24 protein-coding genes are annotated in these 26,667 nt (G+C 68.2%); 8 read left to right on the top strand and 16 right to left on the bottom strand.

The features are described from left to right. Positions 1-23 precede the first annotated feature (23 nt). Positions 24-1,769, top strand: coding sequence for a proline--tRNA ligase (locus VHAB30_RS19405; protein WP_159278179.1), 1,746 nt, complete (start codon positions 24-26; stop codon positions 1,767-1,769). Continuing rightward, positions 1,766-2,422, top strand: coding sequence for a lytic transglycosylase domain-containing protein (locus VHAB30_RS19400; RefSeq protein ID WP_062474504.1), 657 nt, complete (start codon positions 1,766-1,768; stop codon positions 2,420-2,422). The genes VHAB30_RS19405 and VHAB30_RS19400 overlap by 4 nt, the downstream gene beginning before the upstream one ends. A gap of 10 nt (positions 2,423-2,432) precedes the next feature. On the opposite strand, the gene VHAB30_RS19395 is transcribed toward VHAB30_RS19400, so the two are convergent. The 5 genes from VHAB30_RS19395 to hemA all read right to left on the bottom strand — a co-directional run bounded on the left by VHAB30_RS19395 (position 2,433) and on the right by hemA (position 7,523). Further along, complete coding sequence (locus VHAB30_RS19395; protein ID WP_159278178.1) at positions 2,433-3,752, bottom strand: hemolysin family protein; 1,320 nt, start codon at positions 3,750-3,752, stop codon at positions 2,433-2,435. Between the two features lie 92 nt (positions 3,753-3,844). After that, entirely contained in the window at positions 3,845-4,174 is a 330-nt protein-coding gene (grxD, locus tag VHAB30_RS19390) for a Grx4 family monothiol glutaredoxin (RefSeq protein WP_062474501.1), read from the bottom strand. Between the two features lie 32 nt (positions 4,175-4,206). After that, entirely contained in the window at positions 4,207-5,055 is an 849-nt protein-coding gene (gene prmC, locus VHAB30_RS19385; protein ID WP_159278177.1) for a peptide chain release factor N(5)-glutamine methyltransferase, read from the bottom strand. Then, the gene (prfA, locus tag VHAB30_RS19380) at positions 5,055-6,143 is read right to left on the bottom strand and encodes a peptide chain release factor 1 (protein WP_159278176.1); all 1,089 of its coding nucleotides are present in this window, start codon (positions 6,141-6,143) and stop codon (positions 5,055-5,057) included. The genes prmC and prfA overlap by 1 nt, the downstream gene beginning before the upstream one ends. Before the next feature lie 105 nt (positions 6,144-6,248). Then, positions 6,249-7,523, bottom strand: coding sequence for a glutamyl-tRNA reductase (gene hemA, locus VHAB30_RS19375; RefSeq protein WP_062474496.1), 1,275 nt, complete (start codon positions 7,521-7,523; stop codon positions 6,249-6,251). 111 nt (positions 7,524-7,634) lie between these two features. On the opposite strand from hemA, the gene VHAB30_RS19370 reads away from it, so the two are divergent. Beyond that, positions 7,635-7,913: a hypothetical protein gene (locus VHAB30_RS19370; RefSeq protein ID WP_159278175.1), complete on the top strand. Its 279-nt coding sequence runs from the start codon at positions 7,635-7,637 to the stop codon at positions 7,911-7,913. Between the two features lie 7 nt (positions 7,914-7,920). Here the strand turns inward: VHAB30_RS19370 and VHAB30_RS19365 are convergent, their stop codons facing one another. The 4 genes from VHAB30_RS19365 to VHAB30_RS19350 all read right to left on the bottom strand — a co-directional run bounded on the left by VHAB30_RS19365 (position 7,921) and on the right by VHAB30_RS19350 (position 11,187). Then, positions 7,921-8,439 carry a GNAT family N-acetyltransferase gene (locus VHAB30_RS19365; RefSeq protein WP_159278174.1) on the bottom strand — a complete coding sequence of 173 codons (519 nt, stop codon included), beginning with the start codon at positions 8,437-8,439 and terminating at the stop codon, positions 7,921-7,923. Beyond that, entirely contained in the window at positions 8,439-9,233 is a 795-nt protein-coding gene (locus VHAB30_RS19360; protein ID WP_062474493.1) for an ABC transporter ATP-binding protein, read from the bottom strand. The genes VHAB30_RS19365 and VHAB30_RS19360 overlap by 1 nt, the downstream gene beginning before the upstream one ends. Then, entirely contained in the window at positions 9,233-10,129 is an 897-nt protein-coding gene (locus VHAB30_RS19355) for an ABC transporter permease (RefSeq protein ID WP_062474491.1), read from the bottom strand. Before VHAB30_RS19355 ends, VHAB30_RS19360 begins: the two co-directional genes overlap by 1 nt. 80 nt (positions 10,130-10,209) lie before the next feature. Beyond that, entirely contained in the window at positions 10,210-11,187 is a 978-nt protein-coding gene (locus VHAB30_RS19350) for an ABC transporter substrate-binding protein (protein WP_174250233.1), read from the bottom strand. 225 nt (positions 11,188-11,412) lie between these two features. Between VHAB30_RS19350 and VHAB30_RS19345 the strand changes: the two genes are divergently transcribed. Continuing rightward, complete coding sequence (locus VHAB30_RS19345) at positions 11,413-11,883, top strand: Lrp/AsnC family transcriptional regulator (protein WP_056578260.1); 471 nt, start codon at positions 11,413-11,415, stop codon at positions 11,881-11,883. 13 nt (positions 11,884-11,896) lie between these two features. Here the strand turns inward: VHAB30_RS19345 and VHAB30_RS19340 are convergent, their stop codons facing one another. From VHAB30_RS19340 to ugpB, 6 genes are all read right to left on the bottom strand, one after another. Beyond that, complete coding sequence (locus VHAB30_RS19340; RefSeq protein ID WP_159278173.1) at positions 11,897-14,401, bottom strand: DUF3772 domain-containing protein; 2,505 nt, start codon at positions 14,399-14,401, stop codon at positions 11,897-11,899. A gap of 51 nt (positions 14,402-14,452) precedes the next feature. Beyond that, positions 14,453-15,199, bottom strand: a complete 747-nt coding sequence (ugpQ, locus tag VHAB30_RS19335; RefSeq protein WP_159278172.1) for a glycerophosphodiester phosphodiesterase — start codon at positions 15,197-15,199, stop codon at positions 14,453-14,455. Between the two features lie 3 nt (positions 15,200-15,202). Then, positions 15,203-16,210 carry a sn-glycerol-3-phosphate ABC transporter ATP-binding protein UgpC gene (gene ugpC, locus VHAB30_RS19330; RefSeq protein WP_062474484.1) on the bottom strand — a complete coding sequence of 336 codons (1,008 nt, stop codon included), beginning with the start codon at positions 16,208-16,210 and terminating at the stop codon, positions 15,203-15,205. Between the two features lie 3 nt (positions 16,211-16,213). Beyond that, the gene (gene ugpE, locus VHAB30_RS19325) at positions 16,214-17,065 is read right to left on the bottom strand and encodes a sn-glycerol-3-phosphate ABC transporter permease UgpE (RefSeq protein ID WP_062474482.1); all 852 of its coding nucleotides are present in this window, start codon (positions 17,063-17,065) and stop codon (positions 16,214-16,216) included. Positions 17,066-17,104: 39 nt separating this feature from the next. Further along, entirely contained in the window at positions 17,105-17,986 is an 882-nt protein-coding gene (ugpA, locus tag VHAB30_RS19320) for a sn-glycerol-3-phosphate ABC transporter permease UgpA (protein ID WP_062474481.1), read from the bottom strand. 98 nt (positions 17,987-18,084) lie between these two features. After that, entirely contained in the window at positions 18,085-19,395 is a 1,311-nt protein-coding gene (gene ugpB / locus VHAB30_RS19315) for a sn-glycerol-3-phosphate ABC transporter substrate-binding protein UgpB (RefSeq protein WP_159278171.1), read from the bottom strand. Between the two features lie 227 nt (positions 19,396-19,622). Here ugpB and serA point away from each other — a divergent pair, with 227 nt between their 5' ends. The 3 genes from serA to VHAB30_RS19300 all read left to right on the top strand — a co-directional run bounded on the left by serA (position 19,623) and on the right by VHAB30_RS19300 (position 25,297). Next, positions 19,623-20,855 carry a phosphoglycerate dehydrogenase gene (serA, locus tag VHAB30_RS19310; protein WP_095743921.1) on the top strand — a complete coding sequence of 411 codons (1,233 nt, stop codon included), beginning with the start codon at positions 19,623-19,625 and terminating at the stop codon, positions 20,853-20,855. Positions 20,856-20,984: 129 nt separating this feature from the next. Beyond that, the gene (locus VHAB30_RS19305) at positions 20,985-24,863 is read left to right on the top strand and encodes a DUF3683 domain-containing protein (protein WP_159278170.1); all 3,879 of its coding nucleotides are present in this window, start codon (positions 20,985-20,987) and stop codon (positions 24,861-24,863) included. Further along, the gene (locus tag VHAB30_RS19300; RefSeq protein ID WP_159278169.1) at positions 24,860-25,297 is read left to right on the top strand and encodes an HIT family protein; all 438 of its coding nucleotides are present in this window, start codon (positions 24,860-24,862) and stop codon (positions 25,295-25,297) included. Before VHAB30_RS19305 ends, VHAB30_RS19300 begins: the two co-directional genes overlap by 4 nt. A 15-nt stretch (positions 25,298-25,312) precedes the next feature. Here the strand turns inward: VHAB30_RS19300 and VHAB30_RS19295 are convergent, their stop codons facing one another. Next, positions 25,313-26,104, bottom strand: a complete 792-nt coding sequence (locus VHAB30_RS19295; protein ID WP_159278168.1) for a hypothetical protein — start codon at positions 26,102-26,104, stop codon at positions 25,313-25,315. Between the two features lie 106 nt (positions 26,105-26,210). On the opposite strand from VHAB30_RS19295, the gene VHAB30_RS19290 reads away from it, so the two are divergent. Beyond that, the gene (locus VHAB30_RS19290; RefSeq protein ID WP_159278167.1) at positions 26,211-26,624 is read left to right on the top strand and encodes a gamma-butyrobetaine hydroxylase-like domain-containing protein; all 414 of its coding nucleotides are present in this window, start codon (positions 26,211-26,213) and stop codon (positions 26,622-26,624) included. Positions 26,625-26,667: the final 43 nt, after the last annotated feature.

The raw sequence follows: 26,667 nt of genomic DNA, 5'->3' as shown, positions 1-26,667 counted from the left end.
TCGAACCCACCTGCGCGATCCCGATGAAAGCTTCCCGATTTTTTGTCTCCACCCTGAAGGAAGCGCCCGCTGACGCCGAGGTCGCGAGCCATCGGCTCATGATGCGTGCCGGCATGATCAAGAAGCTCGGCACGGGCATCTACACGTACATGCCCATGGGCCTGCGCGTGATCCGCAAGGTCGAGGCGATCGTGCGCGAGGAAATGAACCGCGCCGGCGCCGTCGAGCTCACGATGCCCGTGGTGCAGCCGGCCGAGTTCTGGCAGGAGACCGGTCGCTTCGACAAGATGGGCCCCGAGCTGCTGCGCATCAAGGACCGCCACGACCGCGACTTTGTGATCCAGCCGACCAGCGAAGAGGTGGTGACCGACATCGCGCGCCAGGAAATCCGCAGCTACAAGCAGCTGCCGAAGAATTTCTACCAGATCCAGACCAAGTTCCGCGACGAGCGCCGTCCGCGCTTCGGCCTGATGCGCGGGCGCGAGTTCATCATGAAGGACGCCTACAGCTTCGACCGCGACCTCGACGCGGCCAAGGCCAGCTACCAGGTGATGGCCCAGGCCTACCGCAACATCTTCGACCGCTTCGGCCTGCGCTACCGCGCGGTGGCGGCCGACAGCGGCGCCATCGGCGGCGACCTGAGCGAAGAGTTCCAGGTGATCGCCGCCACCGGCGAAGACGCCATCGTCTACTGCCCCGACAGCAATTACGCCGCCAACATGGAAAAGGCCGAAGCGCTGGCTCCGGCCGGTCCGCGTCCTGCCGCCGCCAACGCGCTCGAGAAGACGCCCACGCCCGGCAAGAGCACCTGCGCCGACGTGGCCGAGCTGCTCGGCGTACCGCTGGCCACCACGGTCAAGTCGCTGGTGCTGGCCACCGACATCCTCGACGACGCCGGCAACATCAAGGGCGCGCAGATCTGGCTGCTGCTGCTGCGCGGCGACCACGACATGAACGAGATCAAGGTCAGCAAGCTGCCTGGCCTGGACAAGGGCTTCCGCTTTGCCACCACTGCCGAGATCGACGAGCACTTCGGCTGCAAGCCGGGCTACCTCGGCCCGCTGAACCTCAAGAAGCCCGTCAAGCTCGTGGCCGACCGCGAGGCCGCCGTGCTGGCCGACTGGATCACCGGCGCCAACGAGATCGACTTCCACATGACCGGCGTCAACTGGGGCCGCGACCTGCCCGAGCCCGACCTGGTCGCCGACCTGCGCAACGTGGTCGCCGGCGACGCCTCGCCCGACGGCAAGGGCGTGCTGGCCATCGAGCGCGGCATCGAGGTGGGCCACGTCTTCGTGCTGGGCACCAAGTACAGCAAGGACATGAACGCCACCTACCTCGACGAAGGCGGCAAGCCGCAGTTCCTCGAGATGGGTTGCTACGGCATCGGCATCACGCGCCTGCCGGCCGCCGCCATCGAACAGAACCACGACGAGCGCGGCATCATCTGGCCCGACGCGCTGGCGCCGTTCACGGTCGTGGTCTGCCCGATCGGCATGGACCGCAGCCCCGAGGTCAAGGTCGCGGCCGAAGCGCTCTACGAAGAACTGCTGGCCAAGGGCGTCGACGTGCTGCTCGACGACCGCGGCGAGCGCCCCGGCGCGATGTTCGCCGACTGGGAGCTGATCGGCGTGCCGCACCGCGTGGTCATCTCGGACCGCGGCCTCAAGGAAGGCCAGCTCGAGTACCAGGGCCGGCGCGACACCGCCGCCACCAAGGTGCCCGCGGCCGGCATCGCCGACTTCATCGCCGGCAAGCTCGCGGCATGAGCGTGGCGGGGGGCCTTTCGCGACGCAGCTGTCTGTTGGGCAGCGTTGCGGCAGGCGCCCTGACGACGCTGGCACTGCCTCAGGTGGCCTGGGCCGGCGCGCAGATCGAAGAGCCGCTGATCGACTCGGTGCGCACCGCGCTGAGCTCGGCCATCCACAACAAGGCGCCGCCGGTGCCGCAGTTCGCCGACACCGAGGCCCGCCTCGCGTACCTGCGGTGGCTCGGCGAGATGAGCGAGCGCCTGCGCAAGAAGGTCGCCGACCCGGCCACGCGCATCGAGTTCCTGCAGACCGTCTGGTACGAGGCCAAGCGCTCGGGGCTCGACGTGAGCCTGGTGCTCGGGCTGATCCAGGTCGAGAGCAACTTCCGCAAGTTCGCGGTCTCCAGCGCCGGTGCGCGCGGCTACATGCAGGTGATGCCGTTCTGGACCCGCGTGATCGGCGACAGCGATTCGGCCAAGCTGTTCCACATGCAGACCAACCTGCGTTTCGGCTGCGTGATCCTGCGCCACTACCTCGACCGCGAGAAGGGCGACCTGTTCATGACGCTGGGCCGCTACAACGGCAGCCGGGGCCGCGCGCCGTACCCGAACGCGGTGTTCGCGAACCAGCGGCTGTGGGCTTACGTCGACAGGGACCGCTCGGCGGCCTGAAGGTCGTCGCTCAGTCGGCGACCACCGCCTTGGCGGTCGCCGAGCCCTTGGTCACCATCACCTGGTCGATGCGGTAGCTGTCGACGTCCATCACCTCGAAGGTGTAGCCGCCCCAGGTCACGCTGTCCGTGCGCTTGGGCACGCGGCGCAGCATCACCATCAGGAAGCCGGCCAGCGTCTCGTATTCCTCGGCGTGCGGCAGCTCGTCGATGTGCAGCGCGCGCTGCACGTCCTGGATGGGCGTGATGCCGTCGATGAGCCATGAGTTCTCGTCGCGCTTCACGATCTGCTCTTCTTCGGGCGTCGAGGTCGACACCAGGTCGCCCATCACCGTGCTCATCACGTCGTTGAGCGTGATCACGCCGACCACCAGGCTGTACTCGTTGACGATGATCGCGAAGTCTTCGCGCGCCTGCTGGAACTGCTCGAGCACCTCGGTGAGCGAGAGCCGGTCGGGAATCACCAGCGCCTTGTGCAGCGTCAGGCCCTGGTCGAAGGCCAGCGGCTGGCCGCTGAGCACGCGCTGGAACATGTCCTTGGCATCCACGTAGCCCAGCACGTGGTCGATGTCGCCGTCGCACACCGGGTAGGCGGAATAGGGCTCGGCCACGATGCGCGCGCGCAGCACCGACTCGGGGTCGTCGTGCAAAAACCAGGCGATGCTCTCGCGCGCGGTCATCACGCTGCTGACGAGGCGCGTGTCGAGCTCGAACACGTTGGCGATCACCTGCTGCTCGCGCGCCGCCAGCACGCCGGCCTGCGCACCGGCCTCGGTCATGGCCAGGATGTCGGCCGAGGTGATCTTGTCGTCGCGTGCCATCGGCATGCCCAGCACCTTGAACAGCAGGTCGGTCGCGCGCGTGAAGAACCACACCAGCGGCTTGAAGGCGGTGATCAGCAGCAGCATCGGCCCGACGATGCGCACCGCGAGCCGCTCGGGTGCGCTCATGCCCAGGCGCTTGGGGAACAGGTCGGCGAACACCAGGAACACCGCGATCACGATCACGAACGAGCACAGGAAAGCGATGTTGGCCGCCACCTCCACGCTGAGCCAGTTCTCGAAGAAGCGGGCGAAATACGGGCTCAGCGAGCCTTCGCCCACCACGCCGCCGAGGATCGCCACCGCGTTCAGGCCGATCTGCACCACGGTGAAGTAGTGGCCCGGCTGCTCCTGCACGCGCAGCACCTTTTCCGCGCGCGGATCGCCCTCGTCGGCCATCTGGCGCAGACGCAGGCGGCGCGAGGCGGCCAGGCAGATTTCAGCGAGGGAGAAGAAGGCGCTCATCGCGATCAGCAGCGCGATGATGAGCAGGCTTTGGGTGAGGGTCATGGCGGCACGTCGTAGACCGCCATGGTGCCATGACTGGCACCGGGTCCGGGCGCGCGCGGGGCGCGGCGCCCGTCAAGCAGGGAGCGCAGGGCTCAGGCGGACGCGCCGCCGCCGATCACCTGCTGCAGTTCGCCCGACTCGTACATCTCCATCATGATGTCGGAGCCGCCCACGAATTCGCCCTTCACGTAGAGCTGGGGGATGGTGGGCCAGTTGCTGTATTCCTTGATGCCCTGGCGGATGCCGTCGTCTTCGAGCACGTTGACGGTCTTGAGCGTCTTGGTGTCGACGCCCACGGCCTTGAGGATCTGGATGGCGCGGCCCGAGAAACCGCACATCGGGAAGCTGGCGTTGCCCTTCATGAAGAGCACGAGTTCGTTGGACTTGACGAGGTCGTCGATGCGTTGTTGAGCGTCGGACATGGGGACTCCTGAAGAAAAGTGGGCTGGGGGGATTATTTCACCGTGCGCCAGATGCCGCCGGAGCAGCGCGCGATGCCGGCGAGGTCGTCACGGCTTTGCACCTCGGCAAAACCGCGTTCGGCCAGCAGCTGGCGCACCGCCTCGGCCTGGTCGTGGCCGTGCTCCAGCAGCAGCCAGCCGCCGTCGGCCAGGTGGGCGGGCGCGTCGCGCACGATCTGGCGGATGTCGTCCAGGCCGTCGGCGCCGGCGACCAGCGCGCGGGTCGGCTCGTGGCGCAGCGCGGGCAGGTGTAGGTCGCCGGCGGCGATGTACGGCGGGTTGCTGGCGATGACCGCGTAGCCGTCGGCGGCGCCGTCGAGCCAGCTCGATTCGGTGAAGCGCACCGGCAGGCCCAGGCGCTGCGCATTGGCCCGGGCCACCGCGAGCGCGTCGGCGCTGGCATCGACCGCGTCGACCTGCGCGTCGGGGCGCGCATGCTGCAGCGCCAGCGCGATCGCGCCGCTGCCCGTGCCGAGGTCGAGCACGCGCGGGGCGGGGCGGCCGTCGAGGCAGGCCAGGGCCCACTCGACCAGCGTCTCGGTGTCGGGGCGCGGCACCAGCACGCGGGCATCGACCTGCAGCTGCAGGCCATGGAATTCCTTCTCGCCCAGCAGGTAGGCGACCGGCTCGCCCGCCGTGCGGCGCGACAGCTGGCGCGCGAACGTGGGCCAGGCTTCGCCGGGAAACGGGTCGGTGTCGTGCGCGAGCAGCCAGGCGCGATCGTTCACCGGGCGGCCCAGCGCGTGCAGCAGCAGCAGCTGGGCGTCGAGGCGGTCGATGCCCAGGGCCATGGCCGCGGCCAGCGCCTGCGCCACGGTGGAGGGTGCGGCGGCGTCGGTCATCACGCGGGCAGGCTCGATTCCAGCTCGGCCAGCTGCTCGGCCTCGCGTGCGGCGCGCAGCGCCTCGAGCACGTCGCCCAAGTCGCCTTCCATGATGGCCAGCAGCTTGTAGAGCGTGAGGTTGATGCGGTGGTCGGTGAGCCGGCCTTGCGGGAAGTTGTAGGTGCGGATGCGGTCCGAGCGGTCGCCGCTGCCGATCAGGCCCTTGCGCATGGCGGCGTCCTTGGCGGCGCGCTCGCTGCGCTCCTTTTCCTGGATGCGCGCCGACAGCACCTGCAGCGCCTTGGCCTTGTTGCGGTGCTGGCTGCGGTCGTCCTGGCACTCGGCCACGATGCCGGTCGGGATGTGCGTGATGCGCACGGCCGAGTCGGTCTTGTTGATGTGCTGGCCGCCGGCGCCGCTGGCGCGGTAGGTGTCGATGCGCAGGTCGGCCGGGTTGATCTGCACCGCCACGGTCTCGTCGGGCTCGGCCAGCACGGCGACGGTGCAGGCGCTGGTGTGGATGCGCCCTTGCGTCTCGGTGGCCGGCACGCGCTGCACGCGGTGGCCGCCCGACTCGAAGCGCAGGTGGCCGAAGACGTCGTCGCCGACGATGCGGATCACCACTTCCTTGTAGCCGCCGAGCTCGCTCTCGCTTTCGCTCACCACTTCGCAGCGCCAGCCGGCGCGCTCGCAGTAGCGCGTGTACATGCGCAGCAGGTCGCCCGCGAACAGCGCCGATTCGTCGCCGCCCGTGCCGGCGCGGATTTCCATGAAGGCGTTGCGCGCGTCGTCGGGGTCCTTGGGCAGCAGCAGGCGCTGCAGCTCGTCTTCGAGCTGCACCAGCTCGGCCTCGGCACCGGCGATTTCTTCCCTGGCCATCTCGGCCATGTCGGGGTCGTCGAGCATCTCCTGGGCGCCCGCGATGTCGGCTTCCCGCTGCTTGAAGCGCTCATAGCGGCCGGCGATCTGCGTGACCTCGGCGTGCTCGCGCGAAATGGTGCGGTACTGCGCCATGTCGCTCATGATGTCTTCGCGCGAGAGCAGGAAGTCGAGCTCGCCCAGGCGTTGGACGTAGCGTTCGAGTTGGTGGCGCAGAAAGGATTTCACGACGGAAGGGGCTCGAAAAATGGGGAGGGGAGCGCCGCAGTGCAGCGGCAGGGCGCATGAAAAGCGCGGCCCGCGCGGCGGGCGGGCCATCGGCGAGCTTCGTCGCTAACGCTCTTTGCGCAGGAACAGGCGCGAGAGCGTCTGCGCCGTCTGTTCGCGCGAGGCGGCATCGCCTGCGTGCAGCTCGGCCATGGCGCCGTGCATCATCTTCTGCGTGAGGCCGCGCGACATGGCTTCGAGCACCGCATCGATCGATTCGCCCTTGGCGAGCAGCTTGCGCGCGCGGGCCATCTCGGTGGCGCGCCATTCGTCGGCCTGCGCGTTGAGCTGCTGGATCAGCGGCACGGTGCCGCGCTGGCCCAGCCAGTGCATGAAGCTCTGCACGCCGGCGTCGATGATGACCTCGGCCTGCGCCACGGCGGCCTGGCGGTTGGCCTGGCCCTGCTGCACGACCTGGGCGAGGTCGTCCACGGTGTACAGGTAGATGTCTTCGAGGGCCTTCACCTCGGGTTCGATGTCGCGCGGCACGGCCAGGTCGACCATGAACATCGGGCGGTGCTTGCGAGCCTTGAGCGCGCGCTCCACGGCGCCCAGGCCGATGATCGGCAGCGTGCTCGCGGTGCAGCTGATGACGATGTCGAACTCGGCCAGCCGCGCCGGCAGGTCGGCCAGCCGCATGGCTTCGCCGCCGAAGCGCGAGGCCAGCTTTTCGCCGCGCTCCAGCGTGCGGTTGGCGATGGCGATGGCCTTGGGTTCCTTGGCCGCGAAGTGCGTGGCCGCGAGGTCGATCATTTCGCCCGCGCCGACGAACAGCACGCGGGTCTTGCGCAGGTCTTCGAACAGCTGGCCGGCCAGGCGCACGGCGGCGGCGGCCATGCTGATCGAGTGGGCGCCGATCTCGGTCGCGGTGCGCACTTCCTTGGCGACCGCGAACGAGCGCTGGAACAGCTGGTTGAGCGTGCTGCCGAGCGCGCCGGCGGTTTCGGCCGCGCGCACGGCGTCTTTCATCTGGCCCAGGATCTGGGCCTCGCCGAGCACCATGGAGTCGAGCCCGCTGGCCACGCGGAAGGCATGGCGCGCGGCTTCGTCGTCGTGCAGGGTGTAGGCGTGCGAGCGCAGCAGGGCGGGGGCCACGCCGCCGCTCTGGGCCAGCCAGCCGAAGGTGTGGTCGAGCGCGATGTGCTCGGAGGCGCAGTAGATCTCGGTGCGGTTGCAGGTCGAGATGATCGCGGCCTCGACCTGCGGGTGGCTGCTGTTGCCGGCGAAAGAGCTGCGCAGGCTGTGCAGCGTCGGGGCGATCTGGTCGAGCGCGAACGCGAAACGACCGCGCAGATCGAGCGGCGCGGTCGTGTGGTTCAAGCCGAGAGCCCAGACTGACATGTCCATGATTATAAAATCAGCAGCCGGGCGAGGTTTGCCGAGGGGCAAATGGCTTTCCCTATGACAGCCATATGCGCCGCCACATGGCCTTGCGCTCACTCACAGCCCCTCATGGACCTGCTGGATCTCTTCAACCACCTGCTTAATTTTGCGGCACCGGCGGCCTTCATCGCCTTGGTGCTGGTGGCTGTCGGGCGCTTCCTCGGCGGCCCGCGCACCGGCATTCCGCACTGGTGGAAGCAATGGGCGATCACCTTCGGGGCCGGCCTGCTGACCTCGCTGGCCGGGCTGATCCTCACGGGCCGCGACGGCTCGATGGCCACCTATGCCGCGCTGGCGGTGGTCTGCGGCACGGTGCAGTGGATCGCGATGCGCGGCTGGGGCCGCTGAGCCGGCCTCAGTCCAGCCGGCGGGCCATGTAGACCGAGTGCCCGGGGTAGGTCGCCAGCCGGGCCTGCTGCGCGTCATCGGCCGGCACCGTGGCCGCATAGCCCTGGCGTTCCCAGAACCCGACCGAAGCCTGCACCGACACCAGCGTCGAATGCCGCCAGCCCGCGCGCAGCGCGTGCGCCCAGGCATGGCGCACGAGGCGCGGCCCCAGGCCCAGCCCCGAGGCCTCGGGGTGCACGGCCAGGTCGTGCAGGTACAGCGCGTCGGCGTCGGGCGCCACCTCGAAGTCGCCGTGCAGCGGCGTGAGCTTGCCGCGCTGCGAGGGGTAGGCCGCCAGGTAGGCCCGCACGGCGCCGCCGTGCTCGGCCACCCAGCCGGTGTGCGGCGAGGCCGCCAGCCGCCGCGCGATGAGCACGCCGTCCTCCACGAACCCCGCGCCGTAGCAGGCGAGCTGGATCGCCAGCACGGCCTCGAGGTCGTCCGCGCGCATGTCGCGCACGAGGAGAAGAGGAGCCGCCGCGTCCATCAGGCCAGCAGCAGCTTGTCGTCGTCCAGCTTCTCGCCGCGCGTCTGCTCGAACATGCGCAGCAGGTCGGGCACGTCCAGGCCCGCGCGCTGGTCGCCGGCCACGTCGAGGATCACCTGGCCTTCGTGCAGCATCACGGTGCGCGTGCCGTAGTCCAGCGCCTGGCGCATGCTGTGCGTGACCATCATCGCGGTGAGCTGGCTGCCTTCGACGATCTTGGCCGTCAGCTCCAGCACGAAGGCGGCGGTCTTCGGGTCGAGCGCTGCCGTGTGCTCGTCGAGGAGCAGGATGCGCGAGGGCCGCAGCGAGGCCATCAGCAGGCTCACGGCCTGGCGCTGGCCGCCCGAGAGCAGGCCGATGCGGTCGGCCAGGCGGTTTTCCAGGCCCAGCTTCAGGATCGACAGCTTCTCGCGGAACAGCTCGCGCAGGTTGCGGTTGAGCGAGAAGCCGAAGCCGCGCCGCTCGCCGCGCTTCCACGCCAGCGCCATGTTCTCCTCGATGGTCAGCGCCTCGCAGGTGCCGGCCATCGGGTCCTGGAACACGCGGGCCACCATGCCCGAGCGCTGCCAGGCGTTCAGGCGCGTCACGTCCTTGCCGTCGATGTCGATGCGGCCCTTGTCGACCATCAGGTCGCCGCTGATCGCGTTGAGGAAGGTCGACTTGCCCGCGCCGTTCGAGCCGATCACGGTGACGAACTGGCCGGTCGGAATGTCCAGGCTCAGGCCGCGCAGCACGCGGTTTTCGATCGGCGTGCCCGGGTTGAAGGTGATTTCGAGTTGTTGGGCGCGCAGCATCAGTTCTTCCCCTTGAAGAGTCCGCCCAGCTTGCGCTTGTAGGCGGGCACCAGCAGCGCGAACGCCACGAGCACGGCGGTGACCAGGTTCAGGTCCTGCGCCTGCAGGCCCATGAAGTCGGTGTTCAGCGCCATCGCGATGAAGAAGCGGTACAGCAGCGCACCCAGCACGCAGGCCAGCGTGGTGATGACCATGCTGCGCGCGGGCAGCAGGGTCTCGCCAATGATCACGGCGGCCAGGCCAATCACGATCGTGCCCACGCCCATCGAGATGTCGGCCGTGCCCTGGCTCTGCGCGAACAGCGCACCGGCCAGCGCCACCAGCGCGTTGGAGAGCGCCAGGCCCGCCATGGTCTGGAAGTCGGTCGAGATGCCCTGGGCCCGCGCCATGCGCGCGTTGCCGCCGGTGGCGCGCATCGCCAGGCCCGCTTCGGAGGCAAAGAACAGGTCGACGACGATCTTCGCGGCGATCACGATGATCAGCAGCAAGAGCGGCTTGGCCCACTGCTCGGGCATGCCGCCGAAGCTGACCATGCTGAACACCGTGGGTTCGGTGATGAGCGCCACGTTGGGCTTGCCCATCACGCGCAGGTTGATGGAGTACAGCGCGATCATCACCAGGATGCTCGCGAGCAGCTGCATGATCTTCAGCTTGACGTTGAGCCAGGCCGTGAGCCAGCCCGAGGCGGCACCGGCCACGCAGGCCACGGCCGTGGCGGCGGCGGGGTTCCAGCCCGCGACGATGAGCGTCGCGGCCACGGCGGCGCCCAGCGGAAAGCTGCCGTCCACCGTGAGGTCTGGAAAGTTGATGATGCGAAACGACATGAAGACGCCCAGCGCGACCAGTCCGAAAATCAGACCGATCTCGATGGCGCCCAGCGAAGCAATGAGGGACATGGGGGCTTCCGGCGGGAGCGCAGTCGGCGGGCCCCGGCGCCCGGCCTGCGCCGGGAGCGGAAGGCCCGCCGGGGCGGCGTTTACTTGGTGCTGACGACCTTCGCCGACTTCAGCAGCGCGTCCGACAGGGTCACGCCCTGCAGCTTGGCCGCGCCGGGGTTCACCACCAGCTCGAAGTTGGTGCTGGTCTGCGAGGCGATGGTGCCGGGCTTTTCGCCCTTGAGGATGCGCACCACGATCTTGCCGGTCTGGCGGCCGATGTCGGTGTAGTTCAGGCCCAGCGCGGCCACGGCGCCGCGCTCGACGGTGGCGGTGTCGGCGGCCACCACGGGCAGCTTGGCCTGCTGGGCCACCTTCACGATGCCCTCGAAGGCCGAGACCACGTTGTTGTCGGTGGGCGTGTAGATCACGTCGGCCTTGCCGACCAGGCTCTGGGCGGCGGTGGGCACGTCGACCGTGCGCGCGGCGGCGGCTTCGACCACCGTCATGCCGGCGGCCGAGGCGGCCTTCTTGAGCGACTCGACGATGGCCACCGAGTTGGCTTCGCCGGGGCTGTAGATCACGCCGACGCGCTTGGCGTTCGGCACGACCTTCTTGATCAGGTCGATGTGCTTTTCGAGCGGCGACAGGTCGGACACGCCGGTCACGTTGGTGCCCGAGGGCTCCCAGTTCTTCACCAGCTTGGCGGCCACCGGGTCGGTGATGGCCGAGTACACGACGGGAATGGTCTTGGTGGCGGCCACGGTCGCCTGCGCCGACGGCGTGGCGATGGCGACGATCACGTCGGGCGCGTCGCCCACGTACTTGCGGGCGATCTGGGCGGCGGTGCCCACGTTGCCCTGGGCGCTCTGGTAGGTGAACTTGAGGTTCTTGCCCGCTTCGTAGCCGGCGGCCTTCAGCTCTTCCTTCACGCCGTCGCGCACGGCGTCCAGCGCCGGGTGCTCGACGATGGCGGTCACGGCGACCGACTTGTCGGCGGCCAGCGCCGGTGCGGCGGCGAGCACGCCGAGGGCCAGGGCCACGGCGCTGAAGGGGGTGCGAAGCAAAGCGTTTTTCACGTAAGGGTCTCCGGGTGGGGAAAGGGGTGTGGGTGCGTTCGAAGCCGCCGGCAAGGCACCGGCAAAGCACCAGGGCGCGCAATTCAGCGGCCCGGCGTGGCGCAACGCCGTCCGGGCGCGTCGAAGTCTAGATCGTACTTTGCACAATTAAGGTGCATGAATGCCTCGGGCTTTCCCCGCTTTAGGAAACATAATTGCATCATTAATGCGTATGGGGAGACGAAATTGCAGATCATCGAACTCGACCGGACCGATCGACGGATTCTGGACCACCTTCAGGCGCACGGCCGCGCGTCCAACCTGGACCTGGCCGAGGTGGCCCAGTTGTCGCCCGCGCAGTGCCTGCGGCGCCACCGGCGGCTCGAGGAACTGGGGCTGATCAGCGGCTACGCCGCGCGGCTCAACGCGCGCCACATCGGGCTGGGCGTGATTGCCTTCATCCACGTCACGATGGCGCGCGGCCATGTCGACGAGCTGCCCAAGTTCCAGGACCTGATCGCCGACATGCGCCAGATCCTGGAGTGCTACTCGGTGACGGGCGACTTCGACTACGTGCTCAAGGTGGTCGCGCGCGACCTGGAGGCGCTGTCGCAGTTCCTCATGCACACGCTGATGCACATGCCGGGCGTGTCGGCGGTGCGCTCCAGCGTGTGCCTGAACGAGATCAAGTGCACCGGGGCGCTGCCGCTCGAATAGAGCCGCGGGCGCGTCAGGTGCTGGCGGTGCCCGGCAAAGGAGAGGCCGGCGTGGCCGGCGCAGGCGACGGTTCGGCAGGCAGCACCGGCGCGGGCGCCGCCATGACCAGCGTCGTGGGCGTGGCCAGCGGCAGGTCGGCCTGCTTGAGCGCGTCGAGGATCGTGAACAGCAGGTCGCTGCGCACGCCGCCCGCCAGCCGGGGGCTCGGCACGTAGGCGATGGCCTGGAAGATCAGCAGCCCGTTCTCGATGCCTTCGAGCGTGAGCGAAGGCGTCGGCGTTTCCAGCACGCCCTCGTGCGCGCGGCAGGCTTCGAGGATCAGCTCGCGCACGCGCTGCGCGTCGGTGGTCAGCGGCATGGGCAGGCGGATCAGCACGCGGCCCTCGGCGTTGGCCAGCGTCATGTTGCGCACGGTCTTGGTGATGAACTCCGAGTTCGGCACGATCAGCGTCGAGCGGTCGCCCAACTGGATTTCCGTGGCGCGCACGTTGATGCGCCGCACGTCGCCCTCGGTGGTGCCCAGCACCACCCAGTCGCCCACCTTCACCGGCTGCTCGGCCAGCAGGATCAACCCCGAGATGAAGTTCTGCACGATGGCCTGCAGGCCGAAGCCGATGCCCACCGACAGCGCGCTCGCCACCCACGCGATGCGCTCGATGCCGATGCCCAACGCCGACAGCGAGAACGCCACCACCAGGATGCCGCCCACGTAGCCCAGCAGCGTGGTGATCGAACTCTGCATGCCGGGCTCGAACTGCGTGCTCGGCAGGTAGCTGCGCGAGAGCCAGCGCTTGAACACCCGCAGCACGATGAAGCCGATCACGGCCACGGCCACGGCGCTGAGGATCGCGCCGGGCACCAGCTGGAACTCGCCCACCTTCACGCCGGTGCCGAGCTTGCCGCCGCGCTGGAACACCTCGCCCGGGCCCGTGCCCAGCGGCGCGGCCAGCGCCACCAGCATGTAGAAGAACAGCGCCACGCGGCTCAGGCCCGAGAGCACCGTGGCCGCCTGGTCGAGTGTCTGCGGCGCCAGGCCGAAGCTCTTCTGCAGCCGCTGGCCGGAGGCGCTGCGCGAGGACACCACGGCCATGAACAGGTCGTCGGCAAACTTGAACAGCACGTAAAAGGCCGCCGCGACGATGCCGCTCCAGGTGAGCTGAGAGGCCAGGAAGCTCGCCAGCGCCACGTAGCCGAAGGCCACCAGCACCCAGATCGCGATCACCAGCACCACGATCAGCGCCACCAGCACACCGACCCACATCGGCCGTTCCGGCAGGCCGGCCTCGGGCGCGTCGGCGCGCAGCGCCTTCAGGCGGTACACGACGGTGCCGACCAGCGCGGTCAGCAGCAGCGCCGTCGCCACGTGCGTCGTGACCACGGCGGCAAAGCTGGCGTCGATGAGCGCGTTGATCTCGGCCGGCGTCCACGCCAGAGCGGCCACCAGCGCCACCAGCCACGGCAGCGCCGACAGGCGCTGCGCCGTGAGGTCGGGAATGGCCGGCAGGCGCCACGACGGCCGCCCCGTGGCCAGCAGCCCGCGTCCCAGGCCGATGATGAAGGCCATGAAGGTCAGCGTCTGCGCCGCCGATTGCAGCGCCTTGCGCGCCTGCGCGTCCCACATCGCGTGGGCCTTGAGCACTTCGACGACGCCGTGCGCGGCCACGGCGACCAGCAGCACGTGCGTCGCGACGATGGCGATCACCAGCAGCGAGCGGCGCAGCCGCCCGGCCGGCAGCACGCGCGTGGCCAGGCGCGCCAGCCCGCGCTCGGCGGCCCAGACGCCGAGCCAGGCGAGCAGCAGCGCGCCGATGAACGAGGCGATCACCGGCGTGCGGCTTTCGGGCTGCAGCGCCTGGTCGAAGCCGTCGCCGAGCGCCGCGCCGATCGCCTGCAGCCGTTCGAAGTCGTCGGGCCAGGCCTCGCGCAGGTCGTCCCAGAACTCGCCGCTGAGCGGCGAGGCGGCGCGGCTGGTGAGTTCGGCCTCGAACTGCTGGCGCCGCTGCGACACCACGTCGGTGCCGCGCTGGCGCACGTCGATCGCCAGCAGCTTGGCCAGGCGGATGTCCGCATCGAGCGCATTGCGCTCCTTGGTCAGCTGCGCGCGCTGGCGCGTGATGTTGGGGTCTTCGGTGGCGCCGGCCGCGGGCGGGTTGCCGAGTTCGCCGAGCCGCGCGTTCAGGTCGGCCAGTTCGCTGGTACGGGCGGCGACGAACTTGTCGGCCTGCACGCCGATCTCGTTGATCTGCGCGAGCTGCTTGCGTGCGTCGTCTTCGGCGCCCGGAACGACACTGGCGTTGCCCTTGCCCGAAGGCGCGATGCGGGCGAACTGCGCGCGCAGTTCGGCGATGGTGGGGGGCGGGGTGGCGGCCGCCGCGGTGTTGGCGCTGTTGTTGGGGTTGCCGTTGCCTGCGTTCATGCTGGCGTCCGGCTGCGCGAAGGCGCCGCCGCACGTCAGCAGGGCCCACAGAGCCAGGAGGGCGGGAAGGCACAGGCCCGCCAGGCGAGAGGTCCGATTCATGGCCGCATCATAGAAGCCGCCATGACGTAAGAACGGGTAAGAAATGCAGCGTCAGCCCGCGGGGCTGAACAGGTCCACCCGGTCGGTGATGATGCCGTCGGTGCCCAGGTCGATGAGCCGCTGCGCCGCCCAGTCGTCGTTCACCGTGTAGCTCAGCGAGCGCAGGCCCGCGCCATGCACCTGCGACACGGTGGCGGCGTCCCACAGCGCGTGGTTGCAGACGATGGCCTGGCAACCCAGGCTCAATGCCGTGTCGAGCCAGCCGTTCCAGAGCGTGTCGAGCAGCAGGCCGCGCGGCAGTTCGGGCGCCACGGCCTGCGCGCCCTTCAGCGCATCGACTTGGAACGAGGTGAGCAGCGGCGGCACCGCTGCGCCCTGCCACAGGCGCGCGGCTTCGCGCGCCACCACCTCGCCGGTCTCGCGTTCGGTGCCGGGCGTGGGCTTGATCTCGATGTTCAGCAGCAGGTCGTTGGCCCCGCAGAAGCGGGCCAGGTTTTCCAGCGTGGGCAGCGGTTCGCCGGCGAAGGCGCGCGAATGCCAGCCGCCGGCGTCGAGCTGCGACAGCGCGCTCCACGCCTGCTGGCCGCCGATGCCGTGGCCGTTGGTGGTGCGATCGAGCGTGGCGTCGTGCATCAGGAACACCACGCCGTCGGCGCTGAGCTTGGCGTCGCACTCGAACATGCGGTAGCCGTGCGAGGCGCCGAAGCGGAAGGCCGCGAGCGTGTTCTCGGGCGCCAGCTTGCCGGCGCCGCGGTGCGCGACCCAGCGGGGGTAGGGCCAGGGGCTGCGTTCGGCCATCGCTCAGTCTGCCCGCTTGCCCGATCCGGCGTCGAACCAGTGCAGCTTGTCTTCGCGCGCGGCGATCTTCACCGTGTCGCCGGCCACCGGCGGGTGGTCGCCTTCGTCGGTGCGCATGATGATCTGTTCTTCGCCGATGCGGCCGTACACCAGGCGCTCGGCGCCCAGCAGTTCGACCTGCTCGACCTGCACCGTCCAGCCGCTTTCGTCGAGCTTCATGTGCTCGGGGCGGATGCCCAGGATCTGGCCCGGGCGCACGCCCGGTGCGTGCTTGAGCAGGTTCATCGGCGGTGAGCCGATGAAGCTCGCCACGAAGGTGGTGGCGGGCCTGGAGTACACCTCTTCGGGCGTCGCGAACTGGTCCATCACGCCGCCGTTCATCACGATGATGCGCTGCGCCAGCGTCATGGCCTCGACCTGGTCGTGCGTGACGAACAGCGAGGTGATGCCGAGCTCGCGGTGCAGCTTCTGGATTTCGAGGCGGGTCTGGGCGCGCAGCTTGGCGTCCAGGTTCGACAGCGGTTCGTCGAACAGGAACACCTGCGGCTGGCGCACGATGGCGCGGCCCATGGCCACGCGCTGGCGCTGGCCGCCCGAGAGCTCGCGCGGCTTGCGCTCGAGCAGGTGGCCCAGCTCGAGGATCTTGGCCGCCTTGTCGACGCGCACCTTGATCTCGGCCGTCGGCACCTTGGCGATCTTCAGGCCGTAGGCCATGTTCGCGAACACGCTCATGTGCGGGTACAGCGCGTAGTTCTGGAACACCATGGCGATGTCGCGCTCGGAGGGCTCGAGCTGGTTCACCACCTTGCCGCCGATGCAGATTTCGCCGGCCGAGATTTCCTCCAGGCCCGCGACCATGCGCAGCAGCGTCGACTTGCCGCAGCCCGAAGGGCCGACGATGACGATGAATTCGTGGTCGGCGATCTCGGCGCTCACGCCGTGGATGACCTGGTTGGCTTTCGGCCCGTGGCCGTAGCGCTTGATGACGTTGCGTAGGGAAAGAGCTGCCATTTTTTATTTCTCGGTATCTACAAGGCCCTTGACGAACCACTTTTGCATCAGGATCACCACCAGCGCGGGCGGCAGCATCGCCAGGATGGCGGTGGCCATCACGACGTTCCATTCGTTCTGTCCGTCGCCGCCGGCAATCATCCGCTTGATGCCGACCACCACGGGGTACATGTCTTCGCTCGTGGTCGCCAGCAGCGGCCACAGGTACTGGTTCCAGCCGTAGATGAACTGGATCACGAACAGCGCCGCGATCGAGGTCTTGGACAGCGGCAGCAGCACGTCGAAGAAAAAGCGCATGGGGCTGGCGCCATCCATGCGCGACGCTTCGGTGAGCTCGTCGGGTACGGTGAGGAAGAACTGGCGGAACAGGAAGGTCGCCGTGGCCGACGCGATCAGCGGCACCGTCAGGCCCGCGTAGGTGTTCAGCATGTTCAGGTCGGACAGCACCTTGTAGGTGGGCAGGATGCGCACCTCCACCGGCAGCATCAGCGTCACGAAGATGGCCCAGAAGCAGATCTTCTTGAACGGGAAGCGGAAGTACACGATGGCGAAGGCCGACAGCAGCGAGATGGTGATCTTGCCGATGGCGATGACCATGGCCGTCACGAAGCTCACCCACATCATGTGCGCCACCGGGGCGTTGGAGCCCGCGCTGCTCTCGCGCCCGAACAGGGCGCCCTTGTAGCTGTCGACGATGTTCGAGCCGGGTGTCAGGGGCATCGGCGCCTGCACGATCTCCTGCGCCGTGTGCGTGGAGGCCACGAACGCCAGGTAGAGCGGGAAGGCGACGATGAACACGCCCAGGATCATGATGACGTGGGCCAGGATGCCCTGCGTGCCGCGTTTCTCAACCATGCTGCGCTCCGCCGGATTCGATTTGTTCTTGTTGCTTCATCAGTACTGCACTTTCTTCTCGACGTAGCGGAACTGGATGACGGTCAGCGCCACCACGATCACCATCAGCACCACCGACTGCGCGGCCGAGCCGCCGAGGTCCAGGCCCTTGAAGCCGTCGTGGTAGACCTTGTAGACCAGGATGGTCGTGTCCTTGCCCGGGCCGCCCTGCGTGGCCGCATCGACGATCGCGAAGGTGTCGAAGAAGGCGTACACCACGTTGATCACCAAGAGGAAGAAGGTGGTGGGCGACAGGAGCGGGAACTGCACGGTCCAGAAGCGGCGCCACGGGCGCGCGCCGTCGATGGCCGCGGCCTCGATCAGCGACTTCGGAATCGACTGCAGGCCGGCCAGGAAGAACAGGAAGTTGTACGAAATCTGCTTCCACACCGAGGCCATCACGATCAGCGTCATGGCGTGGCCCGAGTCGAGCAGGTGGTTCCAGTTGATGCCGATCTTGCCCAGCGCATAGGCCACCACGCCCAGCGAGGGCGAGAACATGAAGACCCACAGCACGGCCGCCACGGCGGGCGCCACGGCGTACGGCAGGATCAGCATGGTCTTGTAGAACATGCCGCCGCGCACGATGCGGTCGGCGAACACGGCCAGCATCAGTGACAGGCTGATGCCGATGCCGGCCACCAGCACCGAGAACAGCGCGGTGGTCTTGAACGACTCGGCATAGGCCGGGTCGTCGAACAGGTGGCGGAAGTTGTCGAACCCGACGAACTCGACCGACGTGCCGAACGCGTCCTGCTGCTGCAGCGACTGCAACAGCGCCTGGCCGGCCGGCCAGAAGAAAAACACGAGGATCACCGCCATCTGCGGTGTCAGCAGCAGCCAGGGCAACCAGCCCGAGCGAAAGAAAACGCGTTTTTCCATGAAGCCCCTACATAAAAAATCCCGCCCGGCGCACCCTGGAAGAAGGGCGTGCGGGGGCGGGCGATATTAGCCGGACACGGAGCCCGGATCTTCAATCGTTAGCTTTTGTTCGCCTTTTGGAAGCGTTCGAGCTGTTCGTTGCCGCGGGTCACGATCGAATCGAGGGCTTCCTTGGCGGTCTTCTTGCCGCCCCAGACCTGTTCGAGCTCTTCGTCCTCGATGGCGCGGATCTGCACGTAGTTGCCCAGGCGGATGCCGCGGCTCTTGTCGGTGACCTTGCGGATCATCTGCGTCACGGCCACGTCGGTGCCGGGGTTCTGCTTGTAGAAGCCCGACTCCTCGGTGAGCTTGTACGAGGCGGTGGTCACCGGCAGGTAGCCGGTGCGCTTGTGGCTGGCGGACTGCACTTCAGGCGTCGAGATGAAGCTGAAGAACTTGGCCACGCCCTTGTACTCGGCCGGCTTCTTGCCCGACATGACCCACAGGCTGGCGCCGCCGATCACGGTGTTCTGCGGTGCGCCCGGCACGTCCGGGTAGTAGGGCAGGGGGGCCAGGCCGTAGGCGAACTTGGCGTTCTTGGCCACGTTGCCGTAGAAGCCCGACGACGTGTTGATCATGGCGCACTCGCCCGACACGAACGAGGCCTCAGGCACGTTGCCGCGGCCCTTGTAGATGAACAGGCCCTGCTTGGACATGCTGGCCAGGTTCTCGATGTGGCGCTGGTGCAGCGGCGAATTCACCTTCAGGCGCGCGTCCAGGCCCTGCAGGCCGTTGGCCTTGCTGGCGAATTCCACGTTGTGCCAGGCCGAGAAGCTCTCGACCTGCGTCCAGTTCTGCCAAGCCGTGGTGAACGGGCACTTGTGGCCGCTGGCCTTGAGCTTGGCGGCGGCGGCGACCACTTCGGGCCAGGTGGCGGGCGCCTTGTCGGTGGGCAGGCCGGCCGCCTTGAAGGCGTCCTTGTTGAAATAGAAGATCGTGGTCGAGCTGTTGAACGGGAAGCTCAGCATCTGGCCGTTGGGGGCGGTGTAGTAACCGGCCACGGCGGGGATGTAGGCGGACGGGTCGAACTTCTCGCCCGCGTCCTTCATGACCTGGCCGACCGGAATGACGGCGCCCTTGCTGGCCATCATGGTGGCGGTGCCCACTTCGAACACCTGCAGGATGTGCGGCGCGTTGCCGGCGCGGAAGGCCGCGATGGAGGCCGTCATCGATTCGTCGTACGTGCCCTTGAAGGTCGGCACGATCTTGTATTCCTTCTGGCTCTCGTTGAACTGCTTGGCCAGGTCGTTGACCCACTCGTTGTTGACGGCGGTCATGGAATGCCACCACTGGATCTCGGTCTGGGCCTGGGCTGCATTGAACAGCGTGGCGGCCAGCGCCGATGCCAACGCGAGCGTCTTGAATCGCATGAAGACTCCTGAAGGGAAAAAATGGAAAGCGCGAATGCTAGGGCATGTGCGTGACACAGCCGCGTCACATTGGGGCACGGACCGAAGGGTTCCTCCAATCGGGGAAACCCCTTTGGCGTCAAGCCCGGCGCGGGTTGCGGGCCTCATGCTGCGCTGCACCATGCTAGCATCGCCCTCCCTTTTTTGGCCTAGCTTGTCGCCATGGCCGGGGCTTCCTTGAGTACGCCATGAGCAGCAAAACCTCCCTCGACAAAAGCAGGATCAAGTTCCTTTTGCTCGAAGGCATCCACCCCTCGGCCGTGGAGGTGCTGCGCGCCGCCGGCTACACCAACATCGAGTCGCTGCCGGGTGCGCTGCCCGACGCCGAACTCAAGGCCAAGATCGCCGACGTGCACTTCGTGGGCATCCGCTCGCGCACCCAGCTGACGGCCGAGGTGTTCGCCGCCGCGCACAAGCTGGTGGCCGCCGGGTGCTTCTGCATCGGCACCAACCAGGTCGACCTCGAAGCCGCCCGCGAGCACGGCGTGGCCGTGTTCAACGCGCCGTATTCCAACACCCGCTCGGTGGCCGAGCTGGTGCTGGCCGAAGCCATCCTGCTGCTGCGCGGCGTGCCCGAGAAAAGCGCCGTGGCGCACCGCGGCGGTTGGCTCAAGTCGGCCGAGAACGCCTTCGAGATCCGCGGCAAGACGCTGGGCATCGTGGGCTACGGCTCCATCGGCGCGCAGCTGTCGGTGCTGGCCGAGGCGCTGGGCATGCACGTGGCCTTCTACGACGTGGTCACCAAGCTGCCGCTGGGCAACGCCCGCCAGGTGCGCGAGCTGCACCAGCTGCTGGGCCAGAGCGACATCGTGACCCTGCACGTGCCCGAGACCCAGGCCACGCAATGGATGATCGGCGCGGCCGAGATCGCCGCCATGAAGCCGGGCGCCATCCTGCTGAACGCCTCGCGCGGCACCGTGGTCGAGATCGAGCCGCTGGCCGAGGCCCTCAAGAGCAAGAAGCTGCTGGGCGCCGCCATCGACGTATTCCCGGTCGAGCCGCGCACCAACAAGGACGAGTTCCTGTCGCCGCTGCGCGGGCTGGACAACGTGATCCTCACGCCGCACATCGGCGGCTCGACCATGGAAGCCCAGGCCAACATCGGGCTCGAAGTGGCCGAGAAGCTGGTCAAGTACAGCGACAACGGCACCTCGACCTCGTCGGTCAACTTCCCCGAGGTGGCGCTGCCGGCGCACCCGGGCAAGCACCGCCTGCTGCACATCCACCGCAACGTGCCGGGCGTGCTGTCCGAGATCAACAAGATCTTCTCGGACAACAACATCAACATCTCGTCCCAGTTCCTGCAGACCAACGAGAAGATCGGCTACGTCGTGATGGACATCGATGCCGCCTCGTCCGACCTGGCGCTGGAAAAGCTGGCGAAGGTAGGCGGAACGATCCGCAGCCGCGTGCTGTTCTGAGCCCGCCGGGGCCCGTGCGGGCCCCGCGATAGGGAATAGCGGCCGGGCACGGCAAAGCCCCCGGGGCCTGCCCTAAAATCGACCCCCCGGCTACATGGGCGCGCAGCGCCTGGCCAAGGGCCCCACCCGATGAATGCTCCGACCGCGTTGAATACGCTGTTGTCACAGGCCGCAGAGCCTGTACGACTGCGCGAGATCCCCTACAACTACACCAGCTTCTCCGACCGGGAGATCGTGATTCGCCTCCTGGGCGAACGCGGCTGGGACCTGCTGCAGACCCTGCGCGCCGAGCGTCGCACCGGCCGATCGGCGCGCATGCTCTACGAGGTGCTGGGCGACATCTGGGTGGTGCAGCGCAACCCCTACCTCGTCGACGACCTGCTCGACAACCCGCGCCGCCGCGGCCAGCTGGTCGACGCCCTGCGCCACCGCCTGGGCGAGGTGCAGAAGCGCCGCACCCCCGACAGCGACCTGCCGCGCGACCAGCTGGTGGGCGAGCTCACCGGCCTGGTCAGCCAGGCCGTCGCCGCCTTCGACGACACCTTCCGCGACGTCGCCGCGCTGCGCCGCAAGGCCACCCGCGTGCTGGGCCGGCTCACGGCCAAGGACAACATCAAGTTCGACGGCCTCTCGCGCGTGTCGCACGTGACCGACGCCACCGACTGGCGCGTCGAGTACCCCTTCGTCGTGCTGTGCCCCGACACCGAGGCCGAGATGGCCCTGCTGGTCAAGGGCTGCATCGAGCTGGGCCTGACCATCATCCCGCGCGGCGGCGGCACCGGCTACACCGGCGGCGCGATCCCGCTGACCTGGAAGAGCGTGGTCATCAACACCGAGAAGCTCGAGGCCATGACCGAGGTCGAGCACGTCGCGCTGCCCGGCCTGGCCGCGCCCGTGCCCACCATCTGGACCGAGGCCGGCGTGGTCACGCAGCGCGTGGCCGACGCGGCCGAGCGCGCGGGCTTCGTGTTCGCGGTCGACCCGACCTCCGCCGAGGCCTCGTGCGTCGGCGGCAACGTCGCGATGAACGCCGGCGGCAAGAAGGCCGTGCTGTGGGGTACGGCGCTGGACAACCTCGCCTCGTGGCGCATGGTCACGCCGCAGGCCGAATGGCTCGAAGTGACCCGCATCGGCCACAACCTGGGCAAGATCCACGACGCCGAGAGCGCCGTGTTCGAGCTGCAGTACTACGCCGCCGACGGCAAGACGAAACTGCGCACCGAGCGCCTGGACATTCCCGGCAAGACCTTCCGCAAGGAAGGCCTGGGCAAGGACGTGACCGACAAGTTCCTCTCCGGCCTGCCGGGCATCCAGAAAGAGGGCTGCGACGGCCTCATCACCAGCTGCCGCTGGGTGGTGCACAAGATGCCGGCGCACACGCGCACCGTGTGCCTCGAGTTCTTCGGCAACGCCAAGGACGCCGTGCCCAGCATCGTCGAGATCAAGGACTTCATGTTCGCCGAGCAGAAGCGCTCGGGCGTGCTGCTGGCCGGCCTGGAGCACCTGGACGACCGCTACCTGAAGGCCGTGGGCTACGCCACCAAGTCGAAGAAGCACGGCGGCCTGCCGAAGATGGTGCTGTTCGGCGACATCGCCGGCGACGACGCCGATGCGGTGGCCCGTGTCACCTCGGAAGTGGTGCGCATCGCCAACTCGCGCAGCGGCGAAGGCTTCATTGCCATCAGCCCCGAGGCGCGCAAGAAATTCTGGCTCGACCGCAAGCGCACGGCCGCCATCAGCAAGCACACCAACGCCTTCAAGATCAACGAAGACGTGGTGATCCCGCTGCCGCGCATGGCCGAGTACAGCGACGGCATCGAGCGCATCAACATCGAGCTGTCGCTGCAGAACAAGCTGGCGCTCACCGACGCGCTCGAAGCCTTCCTCACGCGCGGCAACCTGCCGCTGGGCAAGACCGACGACGCGCACGAGATTCCCGCGGCCGAGCTGCTGGAAGACCGCGTGGCGCAGGCCGTGGCGCTGGTGCACGAGGTGCGCGCGCTGTGGGCCGGCTGGCTCGAGAACGTCGACACGCTGTTCCCGCAGCTGCAGGACCACACTTTGCGCGCGAGCTGGAAGACCCAGCTGCGCCAGCCGCTGCAGGAGATTTTTTCGGGCGCCGAGTTCGGGCCGATCCTGGCCGAGTGCACCGCCATCCACAAGCAGGTGCTCAAGGGCCGCGTGTGGGTCGCGCTACACATGCACGCGGGCGACGGCAACGTGCACACCAACCTGCCCGTCAACAGCGACAACTACGAGATGCTGCAGACCGCGCATGCCGCAGTGGTGCGCATCATGGCGCTGGCACGCAGCCTGGACGGCGTGATCTCGGGCGAGCACGGCATCGGCATCACCAAGCTCGAGTTCCTCACCGACGAAGAGCTGCGCCCGTTTACCGAATACAAGGCCCGGGTCGACCCCGAAGGCCGCTTCAACAAGGGCAAGCTGCTGCGCGCGCCCGCGGGGCAGGCGCAGACCCTGCACGCCGACCTGACCAATGCCTACACGCCGAGCTTCGGCCTCATGGGGCACGAGTCGCTGATCATGCAGCAGAGCGACATCGGCGCCATCGCCGACAGCGTCAAGGACTGCCTGCGCTGCGGCAAGTGCAAGCCGGTGTGCGCCACCCACGTGCCGCGCGCCAACCTGCTGTACAGCCCGCGCAACAAGATCCTCGCGACCTCGCTGCTGGTCGAGGCCTTCCTCTACGAGGAGCAGACCCGGCGCGGCATCAGCATCAAGCACTGGGAAGAGTTCGAGGACGTGGCCGACCACTGCACCGTGTGCCACAAGTGCCTCACGCCGTGTCCCGTGAAGATCGACTTCGGCGATGTGTCGATGAACATGCGCAACCTGCTGCGCAAGATGGGCCAGAAGAGCTTCCGACCCGGCAACGCGGCCGCCATGTTCTTCCTGAACGCGACCAACCCGCAGACCATCAAGGCGGTGCGCGCCGGCATGGTGGGCATCGGCTTCAAGGCGCAGCGCATGGCCAACGACCTGCTGCGCGGCCTTGCGAAGAAGCAGACCGGCGCGCCGCCGGCCACGCTGGGGCCTGCGCCCATCAAGGAGCAGGTGATCCACTTCATCAACAAGAAGATGCCGGGCAACCTGCCGAAGAAGACGGCGCGCGCGCTGCTCGACATCGAGGATGCCGACTACGTGCCGATCATCCGCGACCCGAAGACGACCACCTCGGAAACCGAGGCGGTCTTCTACTTCCCGGGCTGCGGGTCGGAGCGGCTGTTCTCGCAGGTGGGCCTGGCCACGCAGGCAATGCTCTGGCATGCGGGCGTGCAGACGGTGTTGCCGCCGGGCTACCTGTGCTGCGGTTATCCGCAGCGCGGCAGCGGCCAGTTCGACAAGGCAGAGAAGATGATCACGGACAACCGCGTGCTCTTCCACCGCGTCGCGAACACGCTCAACTACCTCGACATCAAGACGGTGGTGGTGAGCTGCGGCACCTGCTACGACCAACTGCAGGGCTACCAGTTCGACAAGATCTTCCCGGGCTGCCGGATCATCGACATCCACGAGTACCTGCTCGAAAAGGGCATCACCCTGGCCGATGCCGGCGGTGGCGGCTACCTGTACCACGACCCCTGCCATTCGCCGATGAAGCAGCAGGACCCGATGAAGACCGTGAAGGCGCTGGTCGGCGACAACGTGCTCAAGAACGACCGCTGCTGCGGCGAGTCGGGCACGCTGGGCGTGTCACGGCCCGACATCTCGACGCAGATCCGCTTCCGCAAGGAAGAGGAGCTGAAGAAGGGCGAGGCCGCGCTGCGCGAGAGCGGCAATGTCGGCGCGACCGACAACGTGAAGATCCTCACCAGCTGCCCGAGCTGCCTGCAAGGCCTCTCGCGCTACGGCAACGACCTGAACAACGGCCTGCTCGAAGCCGACTACATCGTGGTCGAGATGGCCAACAAGCTGCTCGGCGACGACTGGATGCCGAACTACGTGGCCGCTGCCAACCAGGGCGGCATCGAGCGGGTGCTCGTATGACGGCGGTGGCCGGTTGCCCGCTGTGCGACGCGCCCGGCGGGCGTGTCGTGTTCGAAGGCGCGAAGCTGCGCGTCATCCATGCGCAGGAAGAAGGCTTTCCGGCCTTCTACCGCGTGGTGTGGCGCGATCATGCGGCGGAGTTCTCCGATCTCGACGCGGCCGACCGCGTGCTGTGCATGGAGGCCGTGGTGCGCGTGGAGCAATGCCTGCGCGACGCGCTGGCGCCCACCAAGCTCAACATCGCCGCGCTCGGCAACATGGTGGCGCACCTGCACTGGCATGTGATCGCGCGCTTCGACTGGGACAGCCATTTCCCCGGCTCGGTCTGGGCCGCCGTGCAGCGGACCGCGCCAGCCGAGCGGCTGGCCGCCGTGCAGGCGCTGCTGCCGCAGGCGGAGGCCGACATGGTCCGTCGGCTGGCGACGCTGGCCTGAGGCCTTCGTTTCTTCTTAGTTGGCCGCGGCGGTGCGCGTCGCGCTGCCTGCCTTGCGGTCCGCGCAGGCCTGTTTGAATTCCGGCGTGGCGCGCGTTTCCTTCGAGAAGCGCTTCGAGGCCACGCTGCCATCCCTGCACACGCGATCGAGCTCGGCCTGCGCGCTCTTGTTGCCCGCATGCGCGGCGTGGGCCAGCAGGCGCACCGCGTGGAAGGGCAGTGCGCCCGAGCTGCCGGGTGACGCGGTTGCTGCAGTGGTCGTCGGCTGCGGTGTTGCTGCAGCCTTGACCGGCTCCGCAGGCAGCGTGCGCGCGGTGCCCGCAGAGGTCGGCATGCGCTCGACGGCGGTGAAGTCGCCGCTCTTGCCAGCGCGCTCGACCATCTGCCGGTAGCTGTCCATCATGAACGACGTGTCCTTGGGCGTGAGCTCCTTCGCCGGCTTGGCAAGGTAGGCCGCGACCTCGGGTGGCAGCGCGGCGTTCACGGTGCTCAGTTCATGCGCGCCGCCGAAGCCGCGCGAGCCGGCCTGGGCGGCATGCGCGGCGTCGTCGCCCAGCGCCATCGCGCCCTTGGCGGCCACGCCGGTGGCACCTTCGGCTGCCACCGCACCGGCGCCGACTGCTGCGCCCTTGCCCGCCACACCGGCCGCCTTGCCGGCGGTCGCGGCCTTGCCTGCCGCTTTGCCGATCAGGCCCCAGAAGGCATGGGCCGGTGGGGCGAGGGCGGTGCCCGCGAGCGCGGCGCAGAGGACGAGGGCGGCCTGGTTCGGACGCGACAGGAGGAGGGGAGAGCGTGTGCGTGACGGCATGCAGCGATGCTAAGCGCAGGCGGCCGGCACGCTGGCGCGCAGCGCGCGGCATACTGCGCGAGTCCCACCCCTTTTCTCTTTTTCTCTTCTTCCGAACGGATTCCCCATGGCAGGTTTGCAAGCCGGCGCGCCGACACCCCAATCGATCACCGTGCACGGGCAGTCGCGCGTGCTCGAGGTCGGCTTCTCGGACGGCGCCACCTTCCGCATCCCCTTCGAGCTGATGCGCATCTATTCGCCGTCGGCCGAGGTGCAGGGCCACGGCCCGGGGCAGGAGGTGCTGCAGACCGGCAAGCGCGAGGTCGATCTGGTCGGGCTCGAGCCGGTGGGCAACTACGCCGTGCAGCCGGCCTTCAGCGACGGCCACAACTCCGGCATCTACACCTGGAGCCTGCTGTACGACCTGGGCGCGCGGCAGGCCGAACTGTGGGCCGATTACGAGCGGCGCCTGGCCGCGGCGGGCGTGGACCGCGATGCCCCGATGGCCGACAAGGGCGGCCACGCCTGCAGCAGCCATTGAGCGTCGCCGGAACCGAGGGTAAACATACCCTGTTGCTATTGAA

Origin of the sequence: Variovorax boronicumulans, from assembly GCF_009811375.1 — a bacterium.
Taxonomy (GTDB): Bacteria; Pseudomonadota; Gammaproteobacteria; order Burkholderiales; family Burkholderiaceae_C; genus Variovorax; species Variovorax boronicumulans.
Note: the sequence above shows the minus strand (reverse complement) of the source record. Positions and strands in the feature narration are given on the sequence as shown.